This is a genomic window from Enterococcus sp. DIV1368d, assembly GCF_050542975.1.
GTDB lineage: Bacteria > Bacillota > Bacilli > Lactobacillales > Enterococcaceae > Enterococcus_D > Enterococcus_D casseliflavus.
Genome location: NZ_CP172939.1, coordinates 2,741,192 through 2,761,302, shown reverse-complemented (window position 1 = coordinate 2,761,302; position 20,111 = coordinate 2,741,192). Strand labels below are relative to the sequence as shown.

Annotated in this window: 17 protein-coding genes and 1 pseudogene; 13 read left to right on the top strand and 5 right to left on the bottom strand. The window is 38.0% G+C overall.

What is annotated here, in order from left to right:
* Positions 1-516: 516 nt before the first annotated feature.
* The 5 genes from IGJ44_RS12970 (at position 517) to IGJ44_RS12950 (ending at position 3,924) form a co-directional block, all read left to right on the top strand.
* Positions 517-936, top strand: coding sequence for a hypothetical protein (locus tag IGJ44_RS12970; RefSeq protein ID WP_430605774.1), 420 nt, complete (start codon positions 517-519; stop codon positions 934-936).
* A 61-nt stretch (positions 937-997) separates the two neighbouring features.
* Complete coding sequence (locus IGJ44_RS12965; RefSeq protein ID WP_430605773.1) at positions 998-1,405, top strand: sigma-70 family RNA polymerase sigma factor; 408 nt, start codon at positions 998-1,000, stop codon at positions 1,403-1,405.
* Between the two features lie 26 nt (positions 1,406-1,431).
* Positions 1,432-1,620, top strand: a complete 189-nt coding sequence (locus IGJ44_RS12960) for a helix-turn-helix domain-containing protein (RefSeq protein ID WP_195478108.1) — start codon at positions 1,432-1,434, stop codon at positions 1,618-1,620.
* Positions 1,621-2,261: 641 nt separating this feature from the next.
* Positions 2,262-2,918 (top strand): restriction endonuclease, encoded by a 657-nt coding sequence (locus tag IGJ44_RS12955; RefSeq protein ID WP_430605772.1) that lies wholly within the window; start codon positions 2,262-2,264, stop codon positions 2,916-2,918.
* A 121-nt stretch (positions 2,919-3,039) separates the two neighbouring features.
* On the top strand, positions 3,040-3,924 hold the full coding sequence (locus tag IGJ44_RS12950) for a hypothetical protein (RefSeq protein ID WP_430605771.1): 885 nt from the start codon (positions 3,040-3,042) through the stop codon (positions 3,922-3,924).
* A gap of 151 nt (positions 3,925-4,075) precedes the next feature.
* Here IGJ44_RS12950 and IGJ44_RS12945 read toward each other — a convergent pair.
* Positions 4,076-5,104: pseudogene (locus IGJ44_RS12945) on the bottom strand (hypothetical protein).
* Between the two features lie 486 nt (positions 5,105-5,590).
* Here IGJ44_RS12945 and IGJ44_RS12940 point away from each other — a divergent pair.
* From IGJ44_RS12940 to IGJ44_RS12925, 4 genes are all read left to right on the top strand, one after another.
* Positions 5,591-5,794 carry a DUF3173 family protein gene (locus tag IGJ44_RS12940; protein ID WP_430605770.1) on the top strand — a complete coding sequence of 68 codons (204 nt, stop codon included), beginning with the start codon at positions 5,591-5,593 and terminating at the stop codon, positions 5,792-5,794.
* Positions 5,795-5,843: 49 nt separating this feature from the next.
* A complete protein-coding gene (locus tag IGJ44_RS12935) occupies positions 5,844-7,004 on the top strand; it encodes a tyrosine-type recombinase/integrase (RefSeq protein ID WP_430605768.1) in 1,161 nt (386 codons plus the stop codon).
* Between the two features lie 577 nt (positions 7,005-7,581).
* Positions 7,582-9,339: a 1-deoxy-D-xylulose-5-phosphate synthase gene (locus IGJ44_RS12930; RefSeq protein ID WP_167826930.1), complete on the top strand. Its 1,758-nt coding sequence runs from the start codon at positions 7,582-7,584 to the stop codon at positions 9,337-9,339.
* 290 nt (positions 9,340-9,629) lie between these two features.
* Positions 9,630-10,826 (top strand): MFS transporter, encoded by a 1,197-nt coding sequence (locus IGJ44_RS12925; RefSeq protein ID WP_167826931.1) that lies wholly within the window; start codon positions 9,630-9,632, stop codon positions 10,824-10,826.
* Between the two features lie 87 nt (positions 10,827-10,913).
* Here the strand turns inward: IGJ44_RS12925 and IGJ44_RS12920 are convergent, their stop codons facing one another.
* Positions 10,914-11,798: an AraC family transcriptional regulator gene (locus IGJ44_RS12920; RefSeq protein ID WP_167826932.1), complete on the bottom strand. Its 885-nt coding sequence runs from the start codon at positions 11,796-11,798 to the stop codon at positions 10,914-10,916.
* A 132-nt stretch (positions 11,799-11,930) separates the two neighbouring features.
* On the opposite strand from IGJ44_RS12920, the gene IGJ44_RS12915 reads away from it, so the two are divergent.
* Both IGJ44_RS12915 and rhaM read left to right on the top strand, forming a co-directional pair.
* Entirely contained in the window at positions 11,931-13,037 is a 1,107-nt protein-coding gene (locus IGJ44_RS12915) for a glycoside hydrolase family 88/105 protein (RefSeq protein ID WP_034878380.1), read from the top strand.
* Between the two features lie 39 nt (positions 13,038-13,076).
* Positions 13,077-13,388: an L-rhamnose mutarotase gene (gene rhaM, locus IGJ44_RS12910; RefSeq protein WP_060791390.1), complete on the top strand. Its 312-nt coding sequence runs from the start codon at positions 13,077-13,079 to the stop codon at positions 13,386-13,388.
* A gap of 155 nt (positions 13,389-13,543) precedes the next feature.
* On the opposite strand, the gene IGJ44_RS12905 is transcribed toward rhaM, so the two are convergent.
* The 3 genes from IGJ44_RS12905 to IGJ44_RS12895 are packed head-to-tail and all read right to left on the bottom strand — an operon-like array spanning position 13,544 to position 17,386.
* Complete coding sequence (locus IGJ44_RS12905) at positions 13,544-14,995, bottom strand: response regulator (protein WP_005234181.1); 1,452 nt, start codon at positions 14,993-14,995, stop codon at positions 13,544-13,546.
* On the bottom strand, positions 14,992-16,761 hold the full coding sequence (locus tag IGJ44_RS12900; RefSeq protein ID WP_167826933.1) for a sensor histidine kinase: 1,770 nt from the start codon (positions 16,759-16,761) through the stop codon (positions 14,992-14,994). Before IGJ44_RS12900 ends, IGJ44_RS12905 begins: the two co-directional genes overlap by 4 nt.
* Positions 16,730-17,386: a DUF624 domain-containing protein gene (locus IGJ44_RS12895; protein WP_010749870.1), complete on the bottom strand. Its 657-nt coding sequence runs from the start codon at positions 17,384-17,386 to the stop codon at positions 16,730-16,732. The genes IGJ44_RS12900 and IGJ44_RS12895 overlap by 32 nt, the downstream gene beginning before the upstream one ends.
* 264 nt (positions 17,387-17,650) lie before the next feature.
* Here IGJ44_RS12895 and IGJ44_RS12890 point away from each other — a divergent pair, with 264 nt between their 5' ends.
* Complete coding sequence (locus tag IGJ44_RS12890; RefSeq protein ID WP_167826934.1) at positions 17,651-18,961, top strand: ABC transporter substrate-binding protein; 1,311 nt, start codon at positions 17,651-17,653, stop codon at positions 18,959-18,961.
* A gap of 189 nt (positions 18,962-19,150) precedes the next feature.
* Positions 19,151-20,110 (top strand): carbohydrate ABC transporter permease, encoded by a 960-nt coding sequence (locus IGJ44_RS12885; RefSeq protein WP_016608843.1) that lies wholly within the window; start codon positions 19,151-19,153, stop codon positions 20,108-20,110.
* The last annotated feature ends 1 nt before the right edge of the window (position 20,111 follow it).

Below are 20,111 nucleotides of genomic sequence, written 5' to 3'. Positions count from 1 at the left end.
TTGGCTTTGATGGGGGGGATTTTGCTATCTCTTATTCTGGTGTTAAAAAAAATAGAAATTTCTAAGTTAAGCAAGTAATTATTTCAAAAAAATTGACAATAGCTTTATTTAGTTAAACGCTTAAAATAAGCGACATTCAATTTTTTCTTAGACCAATTTTTCAATGTTAAGATACCAGATTTTGAGAAGAGTGAGATTGTAGTTTTTCATCAAAAAAGAGTATGAAAGACACTGCCTGGAAATTTTTAGCGGAGAAGTTTTATTATTCCTTGAAAAAGGAATAATTTAAAGAACGTAAATGGATGACAACTTAGTTTAAAGTTGAAATTGTGTCTCGTAATTTAAAAATAAGCAATAATAGTGCTTTCAATATAGGACACATAATTCGCAATAAAAAAGGTTTTCAAAACAAATGAAAGGAAGAACTTTAAACAATAAAAGTTTAAAGTTTTTCCTTTTTCTGTGTCATTTTAGTCTTTAATTTTGTTGTTATTTTAAGAAGGAGGCGTATACAAAATGGATAATTTGACAGAAAAAAAGTATTTGTATGAGCAAATGCAATCAATATTGGAAGAAAGGAGAGCACTTTCGAAAACCTATACTGAGCTTCTAGATAGGATGACAAAGTTAGAGAAGCAGTCACGTTCCTCAAAGCTTATGGAAGAGAGCGAATATCAAAAAAATATGATGTCCAAAAAGGAAAAAACAAGTGGACGAGTTCCGTACTCCATAATTAGTCTAAAGGTTGTTTCATTGCTAAAGGAAGCTGGTCGTCCTATCTCCAATAAAGAGCTTTATGAATTGATAACAAAAGATCAGCAATTTATATTCACCTATAAAAACCTTACAATGAATATTTTGCCTAGGAAGGCTAAAGATAAAAGCATTAACGTGGAAAAAGCTAATAGAGGTTTTTGGCAGTATAGAAGAAAGTAGTTAGGAAATTATCTATTTTAATATGCAAACTTCATTCATATTGAATGAGGAAGTGAACCATATGAAGTATGAAAGTAATGACAAATTAGAAGCGCAATTAACAAAGTATTTTCAAAAGGTAATTCACAATGCTGCTATTAATTATTATAAAGGAAAATCAAAATTCTATGATAAAGAGATAATGAATGAACCGATGCTACATTCTCTTCTGGGCATAACTAACATGGAAAAAGAAATTCATTCAAAAGTTTTTATCGAAAAATATTATCTTGTGGTCCAAGATGAAAAGTTAAACGAAGTCATCGTTAATCTAAATAATAAAGAACAGAAATTTATTTTGGAAAAACACATTCTAGGAAAAACTGACCAAGAGATTGCAGAAATTTTTGGGATTAGTAGACAAGGGGTTACAAATTTCAAAAAGCGATTATATGAAAAGTTGAAAAAAGAGATTACTAATTTGAAATAGAATCTTCTCGAAGGGAATGTTCAAATGTGTTTATAAGACATCTCTATTTAGCAGCTCGATCAGGTGATGAGCAGGCTTTTGAAAAACTTATAATAAAGTTCCATCCGTTGATAGTCAAGATGTCTACTAGGCAAGGGTATTTTGATGAAGATTGTTATCAAGAGTGCACAATTGCACTGTTACAGGCTATTCACAGGTTTGAGCTCAGAGGATAATCAAAATGAAGAGGTGAGTTTTTTTTCACTTGCTTCTTCATTGTCTATACATAAGATGATGATTCTTGTATTGTTCTATTAATGTTGATATACTAAGATTAATTATTATTGTTGTTATTTTTAGTTGTTAATAAGGTACAAAAAGATGATGAATCTTCAAGATAAATAAACGGAATATTTCAATGAGGAAAAACAAGTTCATAATTAGGAGTGAAGCAGGTTTGAACGCAATTACTGATTAGTTAGCGTTGGTTGTAAGTATAGTAATACTGTACGTGATAATTAGATATGGTAAAAAAATTATACTTTTGTAATGACAATGATAGGAATTTCTGTTTACTCTTTCATTCAGCTAGGTTTGTTCTTTTTATTAGGGTTAATTTGGCTTTATTGTGTAATATTTATTTTAAACGAAATCAGTCAATTTTTCAGTTATAGATTTAACAGTTTCAATTGGATAGGTTTAATTGTTGTGTTCATAGTGTTTTATCTATCAACTAAAAAAATTAAAGATACATGTTTACCAGCAATGAAACTAGTAGCGAACTATAATAAAGAGACCTCTGAAAAGACAAACAAATAATGCAAATAGAAAGACTAATAACCAATCAACTAAAGTTTATCCAAATTCACCAGATATCTTGAATTACAAAATTGAAATAGTGGATTCTTATACTGGTTATGAATTTGAAGAATATTTGGTTATTTTACTTAAATTTATGGGTTTTAGAGATGTAAAAAGAGTTGGAGGATCTGGGGATCGAGGTGTAGATATAATAGCAAATAGAAACAATCTGAAGTATGGATTCCAAGCTAAAAGATATGATAACAACTCTTTTGTTGGAAATAAGGCAGTACAGGAAATATTTACAGGAGTAACTGTCAGAGGTTTAGATAGAGGCATTGTTGTAGCTCCAGCAAACTATTCATCAGATGCTGTTGGAACTGCTTTACAAACGAATATTGAGTTATGGGATAGAGAAACATTAAGTCAACACCTTGCTGACATTTATTACAATATTGGGTATAGGGATCACAGTCTTACATCTAAAGTCGGCTACAAAGAAGAAACAACTACTCAAAAAAAAGATGTTTTAGGCAACGAACAAATTCTAGCATTAAAACCATATTTAGAAATATTAGACTTTACATGTAATGGAGAAATTAGTAAACAATGCATTAAAGACAGATATAAAACTCTTGTTAAGATATATCATCCAGATAGCATTAACGGCAATGAAAAAATGTTTAAGTTAGTAAAGAATGCTTATACCAAAATAATGAGTAGTTTTAGCTAATTTAGTACAACAATTCTATGTTTTAGCTTGTAGGTAAAACATGGGGTCTTTAATTAAAATGAGATTTTAAAATTTGAAATGATCTCATGTACCACCTATTAAATTTTTAAGGAGCATGAAAATGAAGAGAGCCCCTCAATGGAATATGGTAATGAATAGCTTGGATGATTATGTAGAACAAATAATATCGAAAACTCACAGGATTGAAAATGAGTTTAGCTTGAGTGTTAATGATGACGGAATGATTAGACTTACTAATGATCAAGATATTAGAGGACACGGGATTATTGTAGGAGAATCGTTGATATTTCCACATGCTTTTTTAAGAAGATATGGGAATAGTAATTTTGTAGATATCAATTTACTTCTTTCAAAGTTTGTCAATTCAGGTAAAGAAGTCTTTGTGAGGTTAGATCCATTTAAACAAGGAGAAAAATCAGAGTATCAAGAGATAATAGAAAGAGATATTTATTATGGTCCTAAATTTTCTGAAAAGATTCTTATGTGTGAAAATAATTTTAAGGCTTCCCTTCATTACACAGAATTTGATGATCCAGATAACAATGTCCAATTACTTACCTATCCAGTTAAATATACAATTTTTCGTCCGTCATGGTTAGATGTAGAAAAACAGGTTGTGCAATATTATGTTGAAGAATTAGTAGTTCCTATGGAAAAATATAAATATCAATCGGAGCGTTTTCCTCCGTTTTCTGGAAATAAATATGTTGCTCAAAAGTTCGCCCATTTTACCTTTGATAGAGAAAACAATTATTTCGAGCATATTGATGGTTCTGTAAGGATTTTTAAAAGAGAAGAGTACTTTGAAGTTTTTTCAAAACTTGAATCAACTGGGAAAATTTATCCTCAGCACATTGAAGGAATTGATAGGTATAAATTATTTAAAGTAAAAGGTGAATTAAAGAGAGAGGAAATCTCTTTAATACTGAAAGAATTTTTAATGTATAACCCTCATATTAAAGAATATTTTGAAGATCGATTATGAGAGCTCTTAGACAATGCAAATAATGATAATAGGATAGTCAAAAGCCGAAAAGACAAAAATCTTTCTGGCTTTTTTGTATACATCTTAAATTGAAAAACTTCGATGAATCACGATTATCAAAAGTAGAGGATCGCATTTCTAAATAAATATTTTAATTTCCGGCTTCTTCTATTTGTTGATATAAAACTTCTCGAAGTAAATCATATAGCAAACAACAAGTGTGCAATAGCATCCAATTTTGTCTACTATATTCACTGTAGTCAAAATTATAATTCTTCATAAATTTCCCAGCAAATTCTTCTGATTTTTTTATGAAATTTTTGAAATCTCCGTGTCCAATTTTATTTCTCATCTGCCTTAATATCCCTGCAGCCGTGGTGCAATCGTCATCGTAAATTTTTTTAAGATATGGAGCCAATAAAGAATCTATTTCTTTTGTTTTTTGATTAGGAGTTAGTAATGTTAGCTCCAATAATGTGAAAGTCTTCAAAAAATGGTTTTGATTATAATTGTTATCCTCAAATATTCCATTCATGATGTAATTGAACTTGTAGTAATCATTTTCAGACTTAATAATGGAATCGATACGATTTCCCATTAATTTTAAGTTATGAATATACTCTTCGGTTGATTTCCATCCGTTAAATTCAGAGCGTATGCGAAAACCTAGGTTGAGTAGTATTCTCGTGTTTTCTAAATCATTCATATTGCTTGTATAGATACAATTCATGTGGATACCATTATCTATGTCTTTATTTATGAAATTACAAAAAGTAATGACTTTTTCAGCATAGTCTTCTTCACAAAGCCTTCCATCAAAACAATTGGTCGTCCAGTCAAAAAAAGGTATGTCTTGGTAAGTGTAATCAAAGAATAGGTACACCATATTATCAGCAAGGCATTCAACACAGTGTTCAATAGAGTTTAAACTGTATTCTGCGTAGTTTGCTACATTAAATTAGACAATTTCTCTTAAATACTCTAAAGAATACTCTCTGTGAAAACTTTTTCTATAAGCCCTTACATTTTCGTCTATATCAATTTTTTGTTGTCTTATCTCTTTTAGCATATCCTCGATAATTCCTTCTTTCCAGTCAGTCGGAAGATTAGAAATGTATATTTTTAATTTATCTGATATTTTTGTTTTATTAATTCTTCCATAAACATCAATAATTACCATATATGTTAGACCTCCTCTTTTAAACCAATTTAATACTATTATACCAATACTTTGAAGTTAATTGTTTAAGCCAATAACTCCATCTCAAGCTATCCGTAGGAAAGAAATAAAATTTTCTTTGTTTTTGTGTCATTTCCAACCACTATTTTGTTGTTATTAGTGTAAGAAAGATTTGATCCTTGAAAATTGAATATTCATTTTGAATAACATCCCCTGTCATATGAGCTGCTGTGTAGTTACGCCATGATGTAATTAAGCGAATCAAGACTAACACAACACTTGGATTAGGTATTCAAGTTGCGATGACAATGACAGAATATAATGATACTTCCGTAAGGCTCGCAATAAACTTGGGAGAGGTGAAATTCCTATGTGCTTAACCTAAAGCAATTCAAAATGATTGAAAAAAATGTTTTTTAGTAGTGCAGTTACCTTAGATTAGTTAGTAGTTGGTATGTATAGTGCTTTGTTTTTAGGAGAAATGCTATGGAGAAATGTTTTGAAACAATGGTTAGTTGTAAAGATTTAACTGAATTGGGATTTAAACCGTATCAAGCAAAGCAAATCATTAGAGAATGTAAAGAATATCTAGCTCAGGTTGAAGGGATAGCATTCTATTATAACCGTCAAGTAAGTGTTGTACCTGCAAGAGTTATTGAAAAATTATTCAATATACAAACAATCCAATAGATATTATAATGGCGTTAGGCTCATAATTCTCTATGTAAAAGGAGAATATATGGTTAAAATCAGTAACATATATCAAGATAAGAAAACAAAAAAATGGTTCTTCCGTGCTTATCTGGGCACAGATGCAGATGGTAAGAAAATTCAAAAAACTAAAAGAGGATATGAATCACAAAGAGAAGCTAAAAGAGGATACGATCAATATATGCTTACTCACGGATTTCATCAAACTCTAACTTCTCATCTAAGATCTACAAGCCAAATGACTTTTGAAGAATTCTACAAAATACGTTTTGTTAATTGGTATGAGAAACAAGTCAAAAGTCAGACCTTTGAAAATGCACAATTTATTTTTGAAAAGAAATTGGTTTATTTTTATCGAATACGGATAAGAGACATCAATAGCCAAGAAGTTGAAGATTGGATGCATGAATTGAGTCAAACAGCTACTAGAAATTCTAGAAAGCAAGAAGAAATCATAACACTGTCCGGGACTTATATCAATCGCATTCTGGGACATTTGAGAATCATTTTGAATCGGGCTGTTAAAGAAGGTTTAATTGAGCGAAACCCAGTAGACAGTGTTTCTTATTTTCCAAAAGAAAATAAGAAAGTTGAATTTTGGGAAGTTGAAGAATTTCGAAAAGTAATGGCTGTGATTCCTGAAAATTCTATTCAAAACCAACATAGAAAAATCGTTTATGAAATGCTTTTCTATACGGGTTTGAGAATCGGAGAGCTTCAAGCGTTAACCTGGGAAAATGTTGATTTAGAGAAGAGTCAGATAACGATTAAAAAGACACTTATTTACAAAGGTAAAAATGATTGGTACTTCTCTACACCAAAAACAAATAAGTCTTATCGAACCATTGGGATTGGGAAAGCCTTAAGTGGAAAGTTAAAAAGATGGAAAAAACTTCAATCCATGATTGGAAATTTTGAATACGTATCTCAACTTGATGGGACTTTCACTCCATCCTATTCATTTTCTAATTGGTTAAAAGATGCTGCAAAAATAGCAGGTGTGAATCCAATAAAACTTCATGCGTTAAGACATTCTCATGTGGCTTTATTAATTGAGCAGAACATACAACCTCTTGTGATTCAAGAAAGACTTGGACATGCGAATATACAGATCACCTTAGGAACATATGGGCATTTATATGCTAAGTCTGATAGTCAGGTTGTCGATGTTCTAGATAAGATAATTTGAGTAGTGTAGTGCTCAAATATGGCAAGCTCAAACCAATTTTTGTGAGTTTTCCATTCTTCTACCAGCAACTTTTAAAACGTTGTTATATCAACTGATTTTATCTTGAAATTCCTGTTTAAGATGTATCGGAAGTAAGCAAACTGCCATTAAGCAGGGAATGGATCCTGTTTAATGGCAGTTTTTTATAATTTACTATGACATATCAAATGAACCTCTAGGAATATGTATTAGAAAAGAAAATTTATAGAGAATAAACCTGCAATTGTTTCAATAATTAGAAAAAATCAACCTCGTTTTGTTCAAAATGTTTCAAAAACTACTTGACCTAAAGTCAACTCTAGGTGGTATCTTTTTAGATAGAAGAAATGAGCAGCGATTGTTGAAACTCAGAAAAATTACGATTTCCCTTTAGGATAACTTGCTATTTCTTGGTTTGACAGGAATTTAAAAAAGAGCGTCCATCTCCGATTGCCGCTTTTTTTCATTTTAGAGAACGATCCACTCATTTCGACTTCGTGTCTTTTTCCTTGTGAGTAAATACACGAACCATTCAAACATTTTTACAGGAGGTACGTACATGTTATTAGAAAAAATCAAAAGCCCCAAAGCGTTAAAAGAATTGACCAGTGGGCAACTTCAAGAACTGGTAGTAGAAGCACGAGCTGCTTTATTGGAAAAAATCAGTCACCATGGGGGGCACAATGGCCCCAATCTGGGGATGGTTGAGATGACGATCGCGTTGCATAAGGTCTTTGATTCCCCCACCGATAAGCTGATTTTTGATGTGTCTCATCAGACCTATATCCATAAAATGTTGACGGGACGCGCCCATGCCTTTCTTGATGCTGCGCAGTATGATGCGGTTTCTGGTTACACGAATCCGAAAGAAAGCGAGCACGATCTCTTTACGGTCGGTCATACCTCCACCTCAGTTTCGTTGGCAAATGGTGTGGCGAAAGCCCGTGACCTAAAAAATGAAACGTATAACGTCGTTGCCGTCATTGGCGATGGTTCTCTATCAGGTGGCTTAGCGTTTGAAGGCTTGAACAATATTGTGGAATTAGGCACCAATACTATCGTGATCCTCAACGACAATGACCAATCGATCGCAGAAAATCATGGAGGGATGTATCAGAATTTGCGGGCATTGCGGGAAACCAAGGGGCAAGCAGCAGACAATCTGTTCAAAGCGATTGGTTTTGAGTACCACTATTTAGATGACGGAAATGACCTCGCTGCCTTGATCGCTTTATTTGAAAAAGTGAAAGATATTGATCATCCTGTTTTATTACACATTCATACGATCAAAGGCAAAGGCTTCAAGTTTGCGGAAGAAAATCGTGAAAAGTTTCATGCAGGCGGTCCCTTTCATTTAGAAACCGGCGAATATATTTCTGCTGGCGGCAATCAAGTAACGTACAATAGCTTAACGACGGATTATTTATTAGAAAAAATGGCGACAGATCCTAAAGTCGTGGCAGTAAACGCTGGTACACCGATGCTGCTTTTTTCTCCGGAACAAAGAGAAAAAGCAGGCAAACAATTTGTAGATGTGGGTATTGCAGAAGAACATGCGGTATCGATGGTTGCTGGGTTAGCAAAAAATGGAGCAAAACCTGTCTGGGCCGTTTTTTCTACCTTTATGCAACGTAGTTTTGATCAAATTTCCCATGATTTGGCCTTAAATCATCTGCCTGGAACGATTCTGGTATATGGTGCATCGATTCACGGCATGAATGACGAGAGCCATTTGGGAATTTTTGATATCCCCTTTTTGGCACATATTCCCAACCTTATTTATCTTGCGCCAACCTCTAAAGAAGAATATCTGGCAATGTTGGATTGGTCGCTGGAACAAACCAACGCTCCGGTTGCGATCCGGGTACCGGTTGGACCTGTCAACGAAACGGTAAGAGCAGCCTCTACTGACTATAGCGATCAAAAAAATGAGGTGACTCAAGCTGGTACGCAGGTAGCCATCGTCGGTGTTGGAAACTTTTATGCGCTAGCAGAAGAGATCGCAGAACAATTGAAAATGCAACATGGAATTACGCCAACGGTGATCAATCCTAAGTTTATTTCAGAGGTCGACAAAGAGTTGCTGGATGCTGTGGCACGAGCGCATAAACTCGTTGTCACGTTGGAAGACGGCATACGAGAGGGCGGCTATGGACAAATGATTGCCAGCTATCTTGGTGATCGTGAGATTGCCGTCAAAAACTATGGCTTAGAAAAGAAATTTTATGATAATTACCGAGCAGCGGACGTTTTATCCGAACTTGGTATCACTGCTGAGGCAATTACGAAAGATGTCATAGAACAGCTGCAGAAATAAGTTCTCTTGGGGTGTCTTATGTAGCTGATAGGATGGTTAAAAAATGAATGATCGAAGGAAACCTTGCAGTAAAACAGACTGCAAGGTTTTTTCGCAGACAATCGGTGACGGTCTGCAGCAAATGCAGAAGACCAATGCTTTTCAAGCATAAAGCCTCAGCGTAGGAAGCATTGGTCAAATGCTGGCGATCCAGCAAATAATAAAGAGGTAGGAAAAGATTGCTTTGGTGTCTTATCCGGTTGAGCTCAGAGAAACTAAAAAAGTATTTTGAAAAAAGAAAAGGGGTAGCTATGAAATTTTTTTCAATGAAGTTGTTGGCACTACTGTCGGTGGCAATGGTCGTTTATTCGGCACCGGCGATTTCTGCCAATGTTCCCGCAATTGCGGCAAGCTTTCCAGAAGTAGATGCGGTCTACGTCGGGTTACTGACCACGATTCCGTCATTGTTTCTTTTGCTGGGGATTTTTACTACTAGCATGATCGAAAAAAGGATCGGCAAAAAATACACGATGGTCACCGGCTTGGTCATTGTGGCGATTTTTGGCACGCTGCCGGCATGGTATCAGGGGAGCTTTCCCGTCTTGTTTCTTTCACGCGCGATTCTTGGCTTTGGGATCGGCTTATTCAATCGTTTGGCGATTCAAATGATTAGTTTGCTGTTTCAAAATGAGCCGCAAAAGAAAGCCAAAGCTCTTGGATTAGAAAGTGCCGTCGGTGGTTTAGGTGGTATCTTTATGACTTTGCTGGTTGGGCAGCTAGTGAAAATCAGTTGGGAAATGTCCTTCTTGGTTTATGGCTTTGCCCTGATCAGTCTCTTCTTTGTCCAGCTGTTTATTCCAAACGAAACACAGGCTGTGACTAATGAGACGTTATTGGCGAACGTCACGGTTTCAAAAGAACGGAAACAGCGATCATTCGTTCTGGGTGTGCTCTTGTTTCTAATCGTTGTCTTGTTTATCAACTACAATCTGCAGATCACCCCGTTGTTGTTGGAAAAAGGAATCGGTGATGCGACCGATGGCAGTAACATGATCGCCGCTATTGCGACGGGGGCATTTATCGCCGGCAATGCCTTTGGCTTGATATATAGCCGCCTACATCGCTGGTTGCTGCCCATTGCGGCATTGCTTGCAGGAAGCAGCATCTATTTGACGTATCCCTTGCAGACGGTGGGGCTGCTCTTGGGTTGTTCTTTACTACTAGGCTTTGCCTTTCGCAGCATCATGCCTTTTTTCACCCACTTGCTGACGACTGGTGGTGAAGCAGAAGCTAAGTTTGGCACGATCGTCTCGATCGTTGCTTACAATTTAGGGGTCACGTTAGCACCTTATGCATCACGCTTGCTGATACTAGTCAGCGGCAATGAAACAGCAGGGATGCAGATGATCCTGTCAGGGGTCTTGTTGGTTATGATTGGGATTGTGTCAGTGATCAGCAATCGCTATTTTCTTTATTTCGAGCGGGGAACTGCTGAGGAACTTATGTAGCTGTTTTTAAAAGATTGAATGAAAAACTCTCTTACGATCGTCAATGTAAGGGAGTCTTTTTTGTCAGCAAATCTTTTCATCTGCTTGCTATTTTTTCCCTGCAAAATGCGTAAAACGGACAAACTGATTTTGGGCCTCTTCTTGTAAAAATTCTTTTGGTGTCAGCTGAAATTCTTGTTTAAAGCAGCGTAAAAAATGAGTATAGGAGTTGAAGCCGCAAGCTTCGAAGGTGGCGGTGGCGCTTCTGGTTTTACGTAAAATTTCTTTGCTCTTTAAGAGTCGTTTCTTGACGACATAGGCATGAAAGGCGACGCCAGTTTCTTTTTTGAAGGTCCTTGAAAGCGAGTATGGACTCATGAAAAGGGCCTTGGCGACGGTCTCTAAGGAGAGATCAGCGGTCAAATGCTGATTGACATAGGTAATGGCAGCCAAAATGTCTTTATTTTTATAGAGTGAGTCGGATAAAAACAGCGGTTCTTTTTCCTGATAGGCAATCGTATTGATGGAAATCAAAAATGCAATCAAATGATTTTGATAAAGTAAGTCGGTACCATAATTGCTATCCGTTTTTTTGCGCAAAGGTCGCAACAGCTGGTCTAGTTGGTCAGCATCGATCGATAAAATACGACTGTTGATGCCGCCGTTGCTACGAAAACAGGCAGTGAGATCTGTTTGGGTAGTGGAGAGGGCAGTGAGATAACTAGGATTGATATACAGGTAGGTTCGCTCGAAAAAATCAGAAGTTTGATGGACGATTCGATGCAAGACGTTTGGAGGAATCAAGATGATCGTACCAGGTTCTAGAGGGAATTCTCCGCCATCGATAAAGAAGACCGCTGATCCTTTTAAGGTACAGTGAATCTCATAAAAACTATGGTAATGATAAAGGGTATTGTTTTCTTCTACGATGTCTTTGATATGAAAGGCCTCAAAGCGATCGTTGATCATCGTGTCCGCACTTTGCTTCTCCATGATTGGCTCCTTTCTTGCTCGTTTGATTTTATCATACAAGAATAGATAGTAAAGTGTCAATAACTGCTATTTTTGTGTAAATGTAAGCGTGTTACGATCAATCTATCAAAGAGAAATGAGAGGATGAACCCAATGGTGATTTTAGAACAGTTATTTGTGGAAAAACGTGTCGTGGAAGAAAAAATTGATCGCATGATCGAAAATTTAACGACGATCAAGGATGACAATGGTGAATTTCTATTAGACTTTGACGGCTTGATCGTTGATGATAAAAGCTGGGGGATTTGGAACTGGCCGCAAGGGGTGGGACTATATGGCATTTATAAAAACTACCAAATCACCAAAAATCCTAAAGCGCTCCAAGTTGTGGAAGAATGGTTTGAGCAGCGGATGTTAGAAGGCGCGCCCCCTAAAAATGTCAACACGATGGCGCCGCTTTTAGCAATGGCGTATCTTTATGAAGACACCAAAGATTCTCGTTACTTGCCTTACCTTGAACAATGGGCGGAATGGGTCATGCATGATATGCCGCGAACCGATGAAAATGGTCTGCAGCATGCAACCTATGGACCAGAAAATCGCAACCAGCTTTGGGACGATACCTTGATGATGACCGCTTTGCCTTTGGCGAAAATTGGCATGTTGCTGAATCGTCCGGCTTATATCGAAGAAGCAAAACAACAATTTATGATCCATATCAAATACTTAGTGGATAAAAAAACTGGGCTTTGGTTCCACGGCTGGACCTTTGAAGAACGCCACAATTATGCGCAAGCGCTTTGGGCTAGAGGCAACTGCTGGATCACCATTGCTATTCCTGAGATCATTGACATTCTCGACTTGCAAGAAGGAGATGCGTTACGGGGCTTCTTGATCAATACACTCTTAGACCAACTAACTGCCTTGCAAGAAATGCAAGATGAAAGTGGCCTGTGGCACACCTTGTTAGACGATCCTAGCTCGTATGTGGAGGCTTCCGCGACGGCTGGTTTTGCCTATGGGATTTTAAAAGCCGTTCATAAGCGTTACATTGACAAAGCTTGGGAAGATGTTGCCTATAAAGCGTTAGCCGGTTTGATCGAACAAGTCGCAGAAGATGGAGAAGTCCAAAATGTTTCCATCGGTACTGGAATGGGAGAAGACTTGGCGTACTACAAAAACATTGCGATTACGGCGATGCCTTACGGGCAATCACTGACAGTCTTAGCATTTACTGAACTATTGGTTTCATTTTGTTAAGTAGAACACCTTACGCAATAAAGAGAGGAGCAGACAAAGATGATCAAAAAAGCGATTCGGATGAAGCTACATCCTGGTTATGAAGCAGAATATGAAAAACGGCATCGCGAACTATGGCCAGAACTAAAAGAGCAGCTCATAGCACACGGGGCGAAAAGCTACCAGATTTTCTTAGATCCAGAAACCCTTGCGTTGTTTGGCTACCTTGAGATTGAAGATGAAACCCGCTGGCAGCAGTTAGCGGCAACCGAGATCAACCAAAAATGGTGGCATTACATGGCAGAACTCATGGAAACAAATCCGGATGATTCGCCAGTGACACAGGAGTTGAAGGAAGTCTTTACGCTGTAAGCTAGACAAAACGCTCATTCCTTAAAACGAACACGGTCGCATCAGTTGTTTGACATCAATCACTGGTTAGTCAAAGAGGTAGTTCGCTCACATTCGTGAGCGGACTACCTCTTTTGTTGAAATAGCAAAACAATGCTTTCGTTATAGAAGAAACGTTAAGAGAGAAGGGCTTTTTCTTGCTGCTTCAAAAATTTCTTTGGTGTCATACCAGTAATCTTTTTGAACGTTTGAACAAAATATTCGGGCGCATTGCTAAAGCCCGTCATCGCTGCCACTTCGTAGACTTTGTAGTTTTTCTTCAGCAGTTCTTGTGCTTTTTGGATGCGGTATTCGGCTAATTTTTGATTGAAGCGAATCCCGGTTTCTTTGTAATAGGTTTTTCCTAAGTATTCAGGATTTAAGTACAAAAGATGGGCTGCGATCCATTTCAATGACAATGCTTCATGGTCATAATATTCTTCGATGATCAGGTTGACTTTTTGGGACAGCTGCATGTTCTCGCTATCATCTAAGCTGCCCCGCATCAAATCGATACAGTGAAGCAGCATAAACTGGAGTTCGTGCCAATTATTCAAGAGCATGATCTTTGGGGAATAGTCATCAAAGTAAATGTCTTTTTTGATGCGATGGTTTTCAAAAATTGCCGATAACAAATCGTTGACTTGCAGTCGCAATAGTTGGACAGGGTAAAGCTCCATGCGACAGGTAGAAAAAAAGTTTTCCGTAAGAACTTGGGCTAAAGTCAGTTCTCCTTTGTCAATCAATGCCAAAAGTTTTTCACGATATTCCATGTAGAGACTATTTTCATAGACATTTTCTTGTGAGATTTGGGCTTCTTGGATGACTTCAAAGGTATCAAAATAAAACTCCTTATCCAAGTTTCGCTTGCCTAAATGATAACTGAGTAAAAATTTTTCGGGAGTTTCGACCCAGCAATTGATGGCGATCCCTTTTCCTAGATGCGCAGCCTGTACCTTCGTTTTAAAAAAGAGATTAAAGGTATTTTCCGTACTGAAGTTCAGGATATAGCCAACTTTGTTTTGATGACCGATCACCAACTCGTGATGGTTCTCATAGCTTTCGATCCGCTTAGCGATGGCGTGATAGAATTTCGAATCAAATAAGTACATACAAAATGGAAAAACGAACGATTCAGGCAGCGGTTCTTCTCCGCAGCTATTGATGTATTGTTCAATTTGTTGCTTTAAATAGAGGGTAGATTCCATTTGGCGACGTTCAGAGCGTTCGATCGTCTCAGCCAACGCTTCTGAAAGCTTGCTCGGAAAAACAGGTTTTTCAAGGAAAAATTTGACCCCTAAAGCCATCGCTTCTTTGGCAAAGGAGAAGCTGCCAAAGCCTGTCAAAATAATGATTTGAATCGCAGGATTGATGGCTTTTAATTTTTTGATCAAGGCAAGTCCATTGACTTTAGGCATATTGATGTCGGTAATCACGATGTCGATGGTGTTTTGCTGACAAAATGCCAAGGCTTCTTCACTGTCTGTGTAAATTCCTTTGACCACTAATGGGAAATCAAAAGAAGCAACGAGGTTAGCCACACCATTTGCTATCAAGGGTTCATCGTCAACAACGAGGATATTTTTCATGTTTCACTCACTCCTTTTAAGGGGATCACAAAGCGCACCGTCGTCTTTTTGAAGGGAATCGAGGAGACGATGGCTAACGACGCTTGGTCACCATAATGCAGTTGCAATCGTTTTTGAATATTGGTCAATCCGATGCCGCCTTCTTTTTCAATCGAGAAGTTGGCTTTAAAACCAGGGCCATTGTCAGCGACACTGACTTGGAGAAAGGTTGCTTGTTGTTCAATTGTAAGGACGAGGCGACACGTTTCCTTCATATCATTGACGGCGTATTTAAAGACATTTTCAATCAATGGTTGAATCAGTAACTTAGGAATCTTAAAGGACAGGTCATTCACCAAAATTACTTCGATATACTCGATCCGTTTCCCGAAGCGAACGTTTTGAATATTGATATAGGCATGCACGATATCTAACTCATCTTGCAGCGTCGTGAAGTCAGACTTGGTATCGATTTTTTTACGAAACAAATAGGCAAGGGAGGTGACCATCTCTGAGATCTGCCACTGCTGATTTTCAATGGCGATCCAGTTGATCGAGTCTAACGTATTGTAGAGAAAATGCGGATCTAATTGTGCTTGCAATCCTTTAAATTCGATTTCTTGGGATAAAATACGCATTTCATAATTGTCCTTGATCAAGGCATTTAATTCATCGATCATCGTATTGTAGCTTTCATAAAGGACCATGATCTCTTCTTGACTATTTTCTGGGACAGCGAGGGTTTTTAAAGAGGCCAGTTTTTTCGTTTTCCGCAGAACGGCCATTTGCGAAGCTAAGTCAGCTAAAGGGCGGGTCAGCTGATTGCTTATTTTCCGAATCACAACAATAATCAAGCATAAAAAAGGCAAACTCACAGCGATGGAAAGGCCTTGTAGTTTATAAAGATCCGCTAAGACTTGGTTTTCAGGCAGTAAATAAATGAAGGTCATATTCGGCATCGTCTTCCGATCCATCGCATAGTAGTACTGGCGATTATCAAACGTCATGGAGCCGATTGATCGCTGGAAGGTTTCCATTTTCTGCTGCAAGGTATTTTGATCCGCAACTAGGGTTTGCTCGTCATTTGCGGTACTATAAAATTGGTTCTGATACGCCATGAAAAATTGGTTTTGTTCGGAAACAATGGGAAGACTTTCGATCTCGTTACGAAAGAAGGACGTATTGACTAGAAATATCACCGTGCCAATATAGGTTAAAGAAAGATCGGTTGTTGAATAGATTTTTCGCAGGTAGACACCTTGAGAAAGGTCCTTTGCAAAAAACCAACTCCCTTTGGCAGGCTTATCGGGCAAAGTCTCGATCATATCTTTGATGGTTTGTCCATTAAAGATATGGTCGGTCTCGGCTAGAAAGTTGATCATGTTTTCGTTCGTTGGGGTAAAGAGATAGACGTTTTGAATCGTTGATTCATTGCGTACGAGGGCGTTGATTTCTGCACTTAAGGCATTCTTTTGGTCGATCGCCTCTAAGGATTGCAAGGAATCTTGTGCCAAGATCCTTTGTAGGCCATTTTGGATCGGTGCACTATCGATAATGCGAAAAGAGAGGGTTTCGACGGCAGTTAAACGTTTGGCGATATTTGTTGAAATGATCGAGACATCTTTATACGCGGCTTCTTTCAGCTGCGCCATGTAGACTTGTCGCCAAACTAAGGTCAGGAGAACAGCCAATGAGACGATAATTGCCACCGTCGCAAAAAAGACAAAATGTAACTGTCGCTCAAAAGGCTGCTTTTTAAAGTGATTGATCAGCTTCTGGGACTTCATGGACACTGCCTCGCTTTGCTTGCAATTGTTTGGTTTTTTCAATCATCTGACCATGAAAAAATTCAGCGAAAAACAAGAAAATCACCAGTCCAAAGACGAGTAACAAGGAGGTTTTGGCAGTCAATAAGAGAAACAATAAATACCAGGTAAACAACAAGGCAAGGCCTTGCAGTGGGTAGCGAAAGACTAGAAAGATACTGACGTACAAGGTCTGTTTCCAAGCGTGTTGTTCGGCTTTGGCATAGGTCATAAAGCTGATGAATGCAGTGTAAAGGAGGAGAATCGTTAAAAGTAAATAGACAGGACGCAGCCAAGCCATTTCAGTCGGGAAAAAATGAGTAATCCGTAAGTTAAACAACAACAGGAGTACTGTACTCAATAGTCCAATGCCAAAAAGGGAAAAGGTGCGAAAGGCTTGCTTGTAGGCTTGCCAGAAGGCAACAGCTGAATAGTCATGACCAGTTTTACGAAAATCATGTAAACATTTGATCGTGACAGCGGTGGCAGGACCGAAGCCAAAAATCCCCAACCCTAAAAGGGTAAAGAAAAGCCATAAAAGGTTTAATTTAGCAAAATAAGCTGTTACCGTAAAAAGACGAAACAGTCCGGTTTGTATTTTTTTCATTGTTTCCACCTACCTTGTTTTTTGAAAAGTAAGCCTTTTCAACGCTAGTATAGCATAGTATATTGGAAAAAATAGAGCATGTCTGTTTTTTTACATTTTTCATCTGTTTTTCTATTTTTTTCTAGCTATTGCCCGTGAAGGCTTAGCCTTCAGCAAAAACGACAGTCTAGTTTTTCACATATTTGCTCTTGTTTTTTCATTTTTATTAACGGGGATTTCCATTACAATCACCTTGTAAGCGCAAACAAAAAGGAGTGTAGAAGAATGAAAAAAACTTTTTTAAAAGCAGCGAGCTTGTTGTTTCTTGGTGCGACCTTAGCAGCTTGTGGCAACAACGGCAATAGTAGCGGAAGCTCAGAAGCTGATGCAGATGGGAAAACGACGATTTCCTTTACCTGGTGGGGCTCAGAAGTCAGACACGAGAAGTATATCGAATCAATCAAAGAATTTGAGAAACAAAATCCTGACATCAAAGTTGAATATGAATATGGTTCTTGGGATGACCATTGGAAAAAACTAGCGACAAAAGCGGCTTCTGGAGAATTACCTGATGTGATCCAGATGGATGTGCAGTACATTGCGCAATATGGAACGAAAAATCAATTAGCAGATATGTCGCAATTTATCGGCAATGAGATTCAAACCGATGATATCAAAGAATCGATTTTAGCAACTGGCGAGTTAGATGGAAAAGTTTTTGGCATACCAACTTCTGTCAATACGATGGCGATGCTCTACAATCCATCATTGGTAGAACAAGGGGGCACTGGGATCGACTTTAGCAATTATACCTTCGATGACCTTGTAGAAAGTACGGCAGCGATCGCTGAAGCAACAGGTGATTACGGTTGGAATGATAACAATGACAACAGTACGATTTTGCAATACTTTTTACGTACTAAAGGCGAAGATCTATACCAATACGATGCAGACGGCAAACCAGAGATCGGTTTTACCAAAGAAAACTGGGTTGAATTTATGGGGGCTATCGCAGATCTTACGGAAGCCAAAGCAATGCCAACCGCAGAAGTGACTAGTAATGCCAACAGTATGGATCAATATCCGTTTTCACAAGGAAAAGCAGCCTATATGATGACTTGGTCCAATCAATACTTGACCTATAAAGCCTCCGCCGCAGAAGATGTCGAGATCAACTTGGCTCGTCCATTTGACTCAGAAAACGGGGCGATGGCGTATCGACCAGGGTTCTTTTATTCGATCGCGAATGCTTCTGAATCAAAAGAAGCAGCTGCGAAGTTTGTTGACTTTTTAGTGAATAGTGAAGAAGCCAATAAGATCATCGGTACTGAGCGGGGGATTCCTTCCAATGATGCCATCAAAGAATTGCTTTATGCCGACATGACACCAGAAGAACAAGAGTCCTCTGATTTCTTAGATGATATTGCAGACATCGTCGGTGATCCATCCCCAATCCCACCAATTGGGTTTGCTGAAATCAACACGTACTTTAAAGAGCTGTACGCAGAGATCACTTATGGCACGATGACACCAGAAGAAACCTATGATGCCTTTACGCAACGCTGCGAAGAAATTTTTGCAGAAAACTATCAATAAGCATAGCTGCGGCGCCTTTACTGACTTTTTCAGTAAAGGCGTTTTTTTAAGAGAAACAATGGAGGCAAAAAATATAGGTCCTCTAGTTTTTCACATTTCTGTGCTTTTTTTTCTATTCATTCTTAAGAAGCACTTCGTTAAAATCAACTTGTAAGCGTAATCAACTATAGGAGGTAGGAAGTGAAAATTATGGAACTACAATCAAAATCACCCACGGCAAAAGAACCTGGGAAACTCAAAAGCTGGTTTAATCGATTACCAGAATCAAAACAGAATATGGTTACAGGCTACTTATTTATCTCACCCTTCATCATTGGCTTTTTTGCTTTTATTATCGTCCCGATGGGGATTTCTCTATTTATGTCTTTTCATGACTATGATTTATTGACAGAGGCGCAATTTGTTGGCTGGAATAACTTTAAGACGATTTTTACGAATGATCCCAAGTTTGTTCAGTCACTGACTGTTACGCTGAAATATGTTGTGTTGGCAGTCCCTTTACGGCTGATCGTCGCATTGGCAGTGGCGATGCTGATCAACCGCCCATCGAAATTAAGCGGCGCTTATCGGGTATTATTTTATATCCCTTCGATTTTAGGTGGGAGCGTGGCGGTCTCGATCATGTGGCGGAATCTTTTTGGCGATTCAGGGTTGATCAATGGCGTGCTAGCGGCGATCGGCTTAGACCCAATCTACTTCTTTAAAAGTCCTGGCTTAGCGTTGATGACCTTGATTTTATTAGCAGCGTGGCAATTTGGCTCGTCGATGTTGATTTTCTTATCCGGTTTGAAAAATATTCCGAAAGATTATTACGAAGCGGCGGAAATTGATGGGGCAGGAAAAATCAGACAGTTTTTCAATATCACTGTTCCAGTCCTGACGCCAATCATCTTTTTCAATCTGATCTATCAAACGATCATGGCCTTTTTGACGTTTACACCGGCGTTTATCATTTCGAATGGGACGGGTTCACCCCGTAACGGCACGTTAGTCTATTCCTTGTACATGTATCAACGAGCCTTTACCGATTTCAAAATGGGCTATGCTTCAGCCTTAGCTTGGATTTTACTGGTCATCGTTGGGTTGATTACGATTCTGTTGTTCGCAACATCGAAATTTTGGGTGTTTAAAGAAAACGAGGAGGTTTGAT

What these genes read in the sequence shown, in the direction of transcription:
- IGJ44_RS12970 (WP_430605774.1), top strand. Translation starts at nt 517, where the DNA reads ATGGATAATTTGACAGAAAAAAAGTATTTGTATGAGCAAATGCAATCA.
- IGJ44_RS12965 (WP_430605773.1), top strand. Translation starts at nt 998, where the DNA reads ATGAAGTATGAAAGTAATGACAAATTAGAAGCGCAATTAACAAAGTAT.
- IGJ44_RS12950 (WP_430605771.1), top strand. Translation starts at nt 3,040, where the DNA reads ATGAAGAGAGCCCCTCAATGGAATATGGTAATGAATAGCTTGGATGAT.
- IGJ44_RS12940 (WP_430605770.1), top strand. Translation starts at nt 5,591, where the DNA reads ATGGAGAAATGTTTTGAAACAATGGTTAGTTGTAAAGATTTAACTGAA.
- IGJ44_RS12935 (WP_430605768.1), top strand. Translation starts at nt 5,844, where the DNA reads ATGGTTAAAATCAGTAACATATATCAAGATAAGAAAACAAAAAAATGG.
- IGJ44_RS12930 (WP_167826930.1), top strand. Translation starts at nt 7,582, where the DNA reads ATGTTATTAGAAAAAATCAAAAGCCCCAAAGCGTTAAAAGAATTGACC.
- IGJ44_RS12925 (WP_167826931.1), top strand. Translation starts at nt 9,630, where the DNA reads ATGAAATTTTTTTCAATGAAGTTGTTGGCACTACTGTCGGTGGCAATG.
- IGJ44_RS12920 (WP_167826932.1), bottom strand. Translation starts at nt 11,798, where the DNA reads ATGGAGAAGCAAAGTGCGGACACGATGATCAACGATCGCTTTGAGGCC.
- IGJ44_RS12915 (WP_034878380.1), top strand. Translation starts at nt 11,931, where the DNA reads ATGGTGATTTTAGAACAGTTATTTGTGGAAAAACGTGTCGTGGAAGAA.
- rhaM (WP_060791390.1), top strand. Translation starts at nt 13,077, where the DNA reads ATGATCAAAAAAGCGATTCGGATGAAGCTACATCCTGGTTATGAAGCA.
- IGJ44_RS12905 (WP_005234181.1), bottom strand. Translation starts at nt 14,995, where the DNA reads ATGAAAAATATCCTCGTTGTTGACGATGAACCCTTGATAGCAAATGGT.
- IGJ44_RS12900 (WP_167826933.1), bottom strand. Translation starts at nt 16,761, where the DNA reads ATGAAGTCCCAGAAGCTGATCAATCACTTTAAAAAGCAGCCTTTTGAG.
- IGJ44_RS12895 (WP_010749870.1), bottom strand. Translation starts at nt 17,386, where the DNA reads ATGAAAAAAATACAAACCGGACTGTTTCGTCTTTTTACGGTAACAGCT.
- IGJ44_RS12890 (WP_167826934.1), top strand. Translation starts at nt 17,651, where the DNA reads ATGAAAAAAACTTTTTTAAAAGCAGCGAGCTTGTTGTTTCTTGGTGCG.
- IGJ44_RS12885 (WP_016608843.1), top strand. Translation starts at nt 19,151, where the DNA reads ATGGAACTACAATCAAAATCACCCACGGCAAAAGAACCTGGGAAACTC.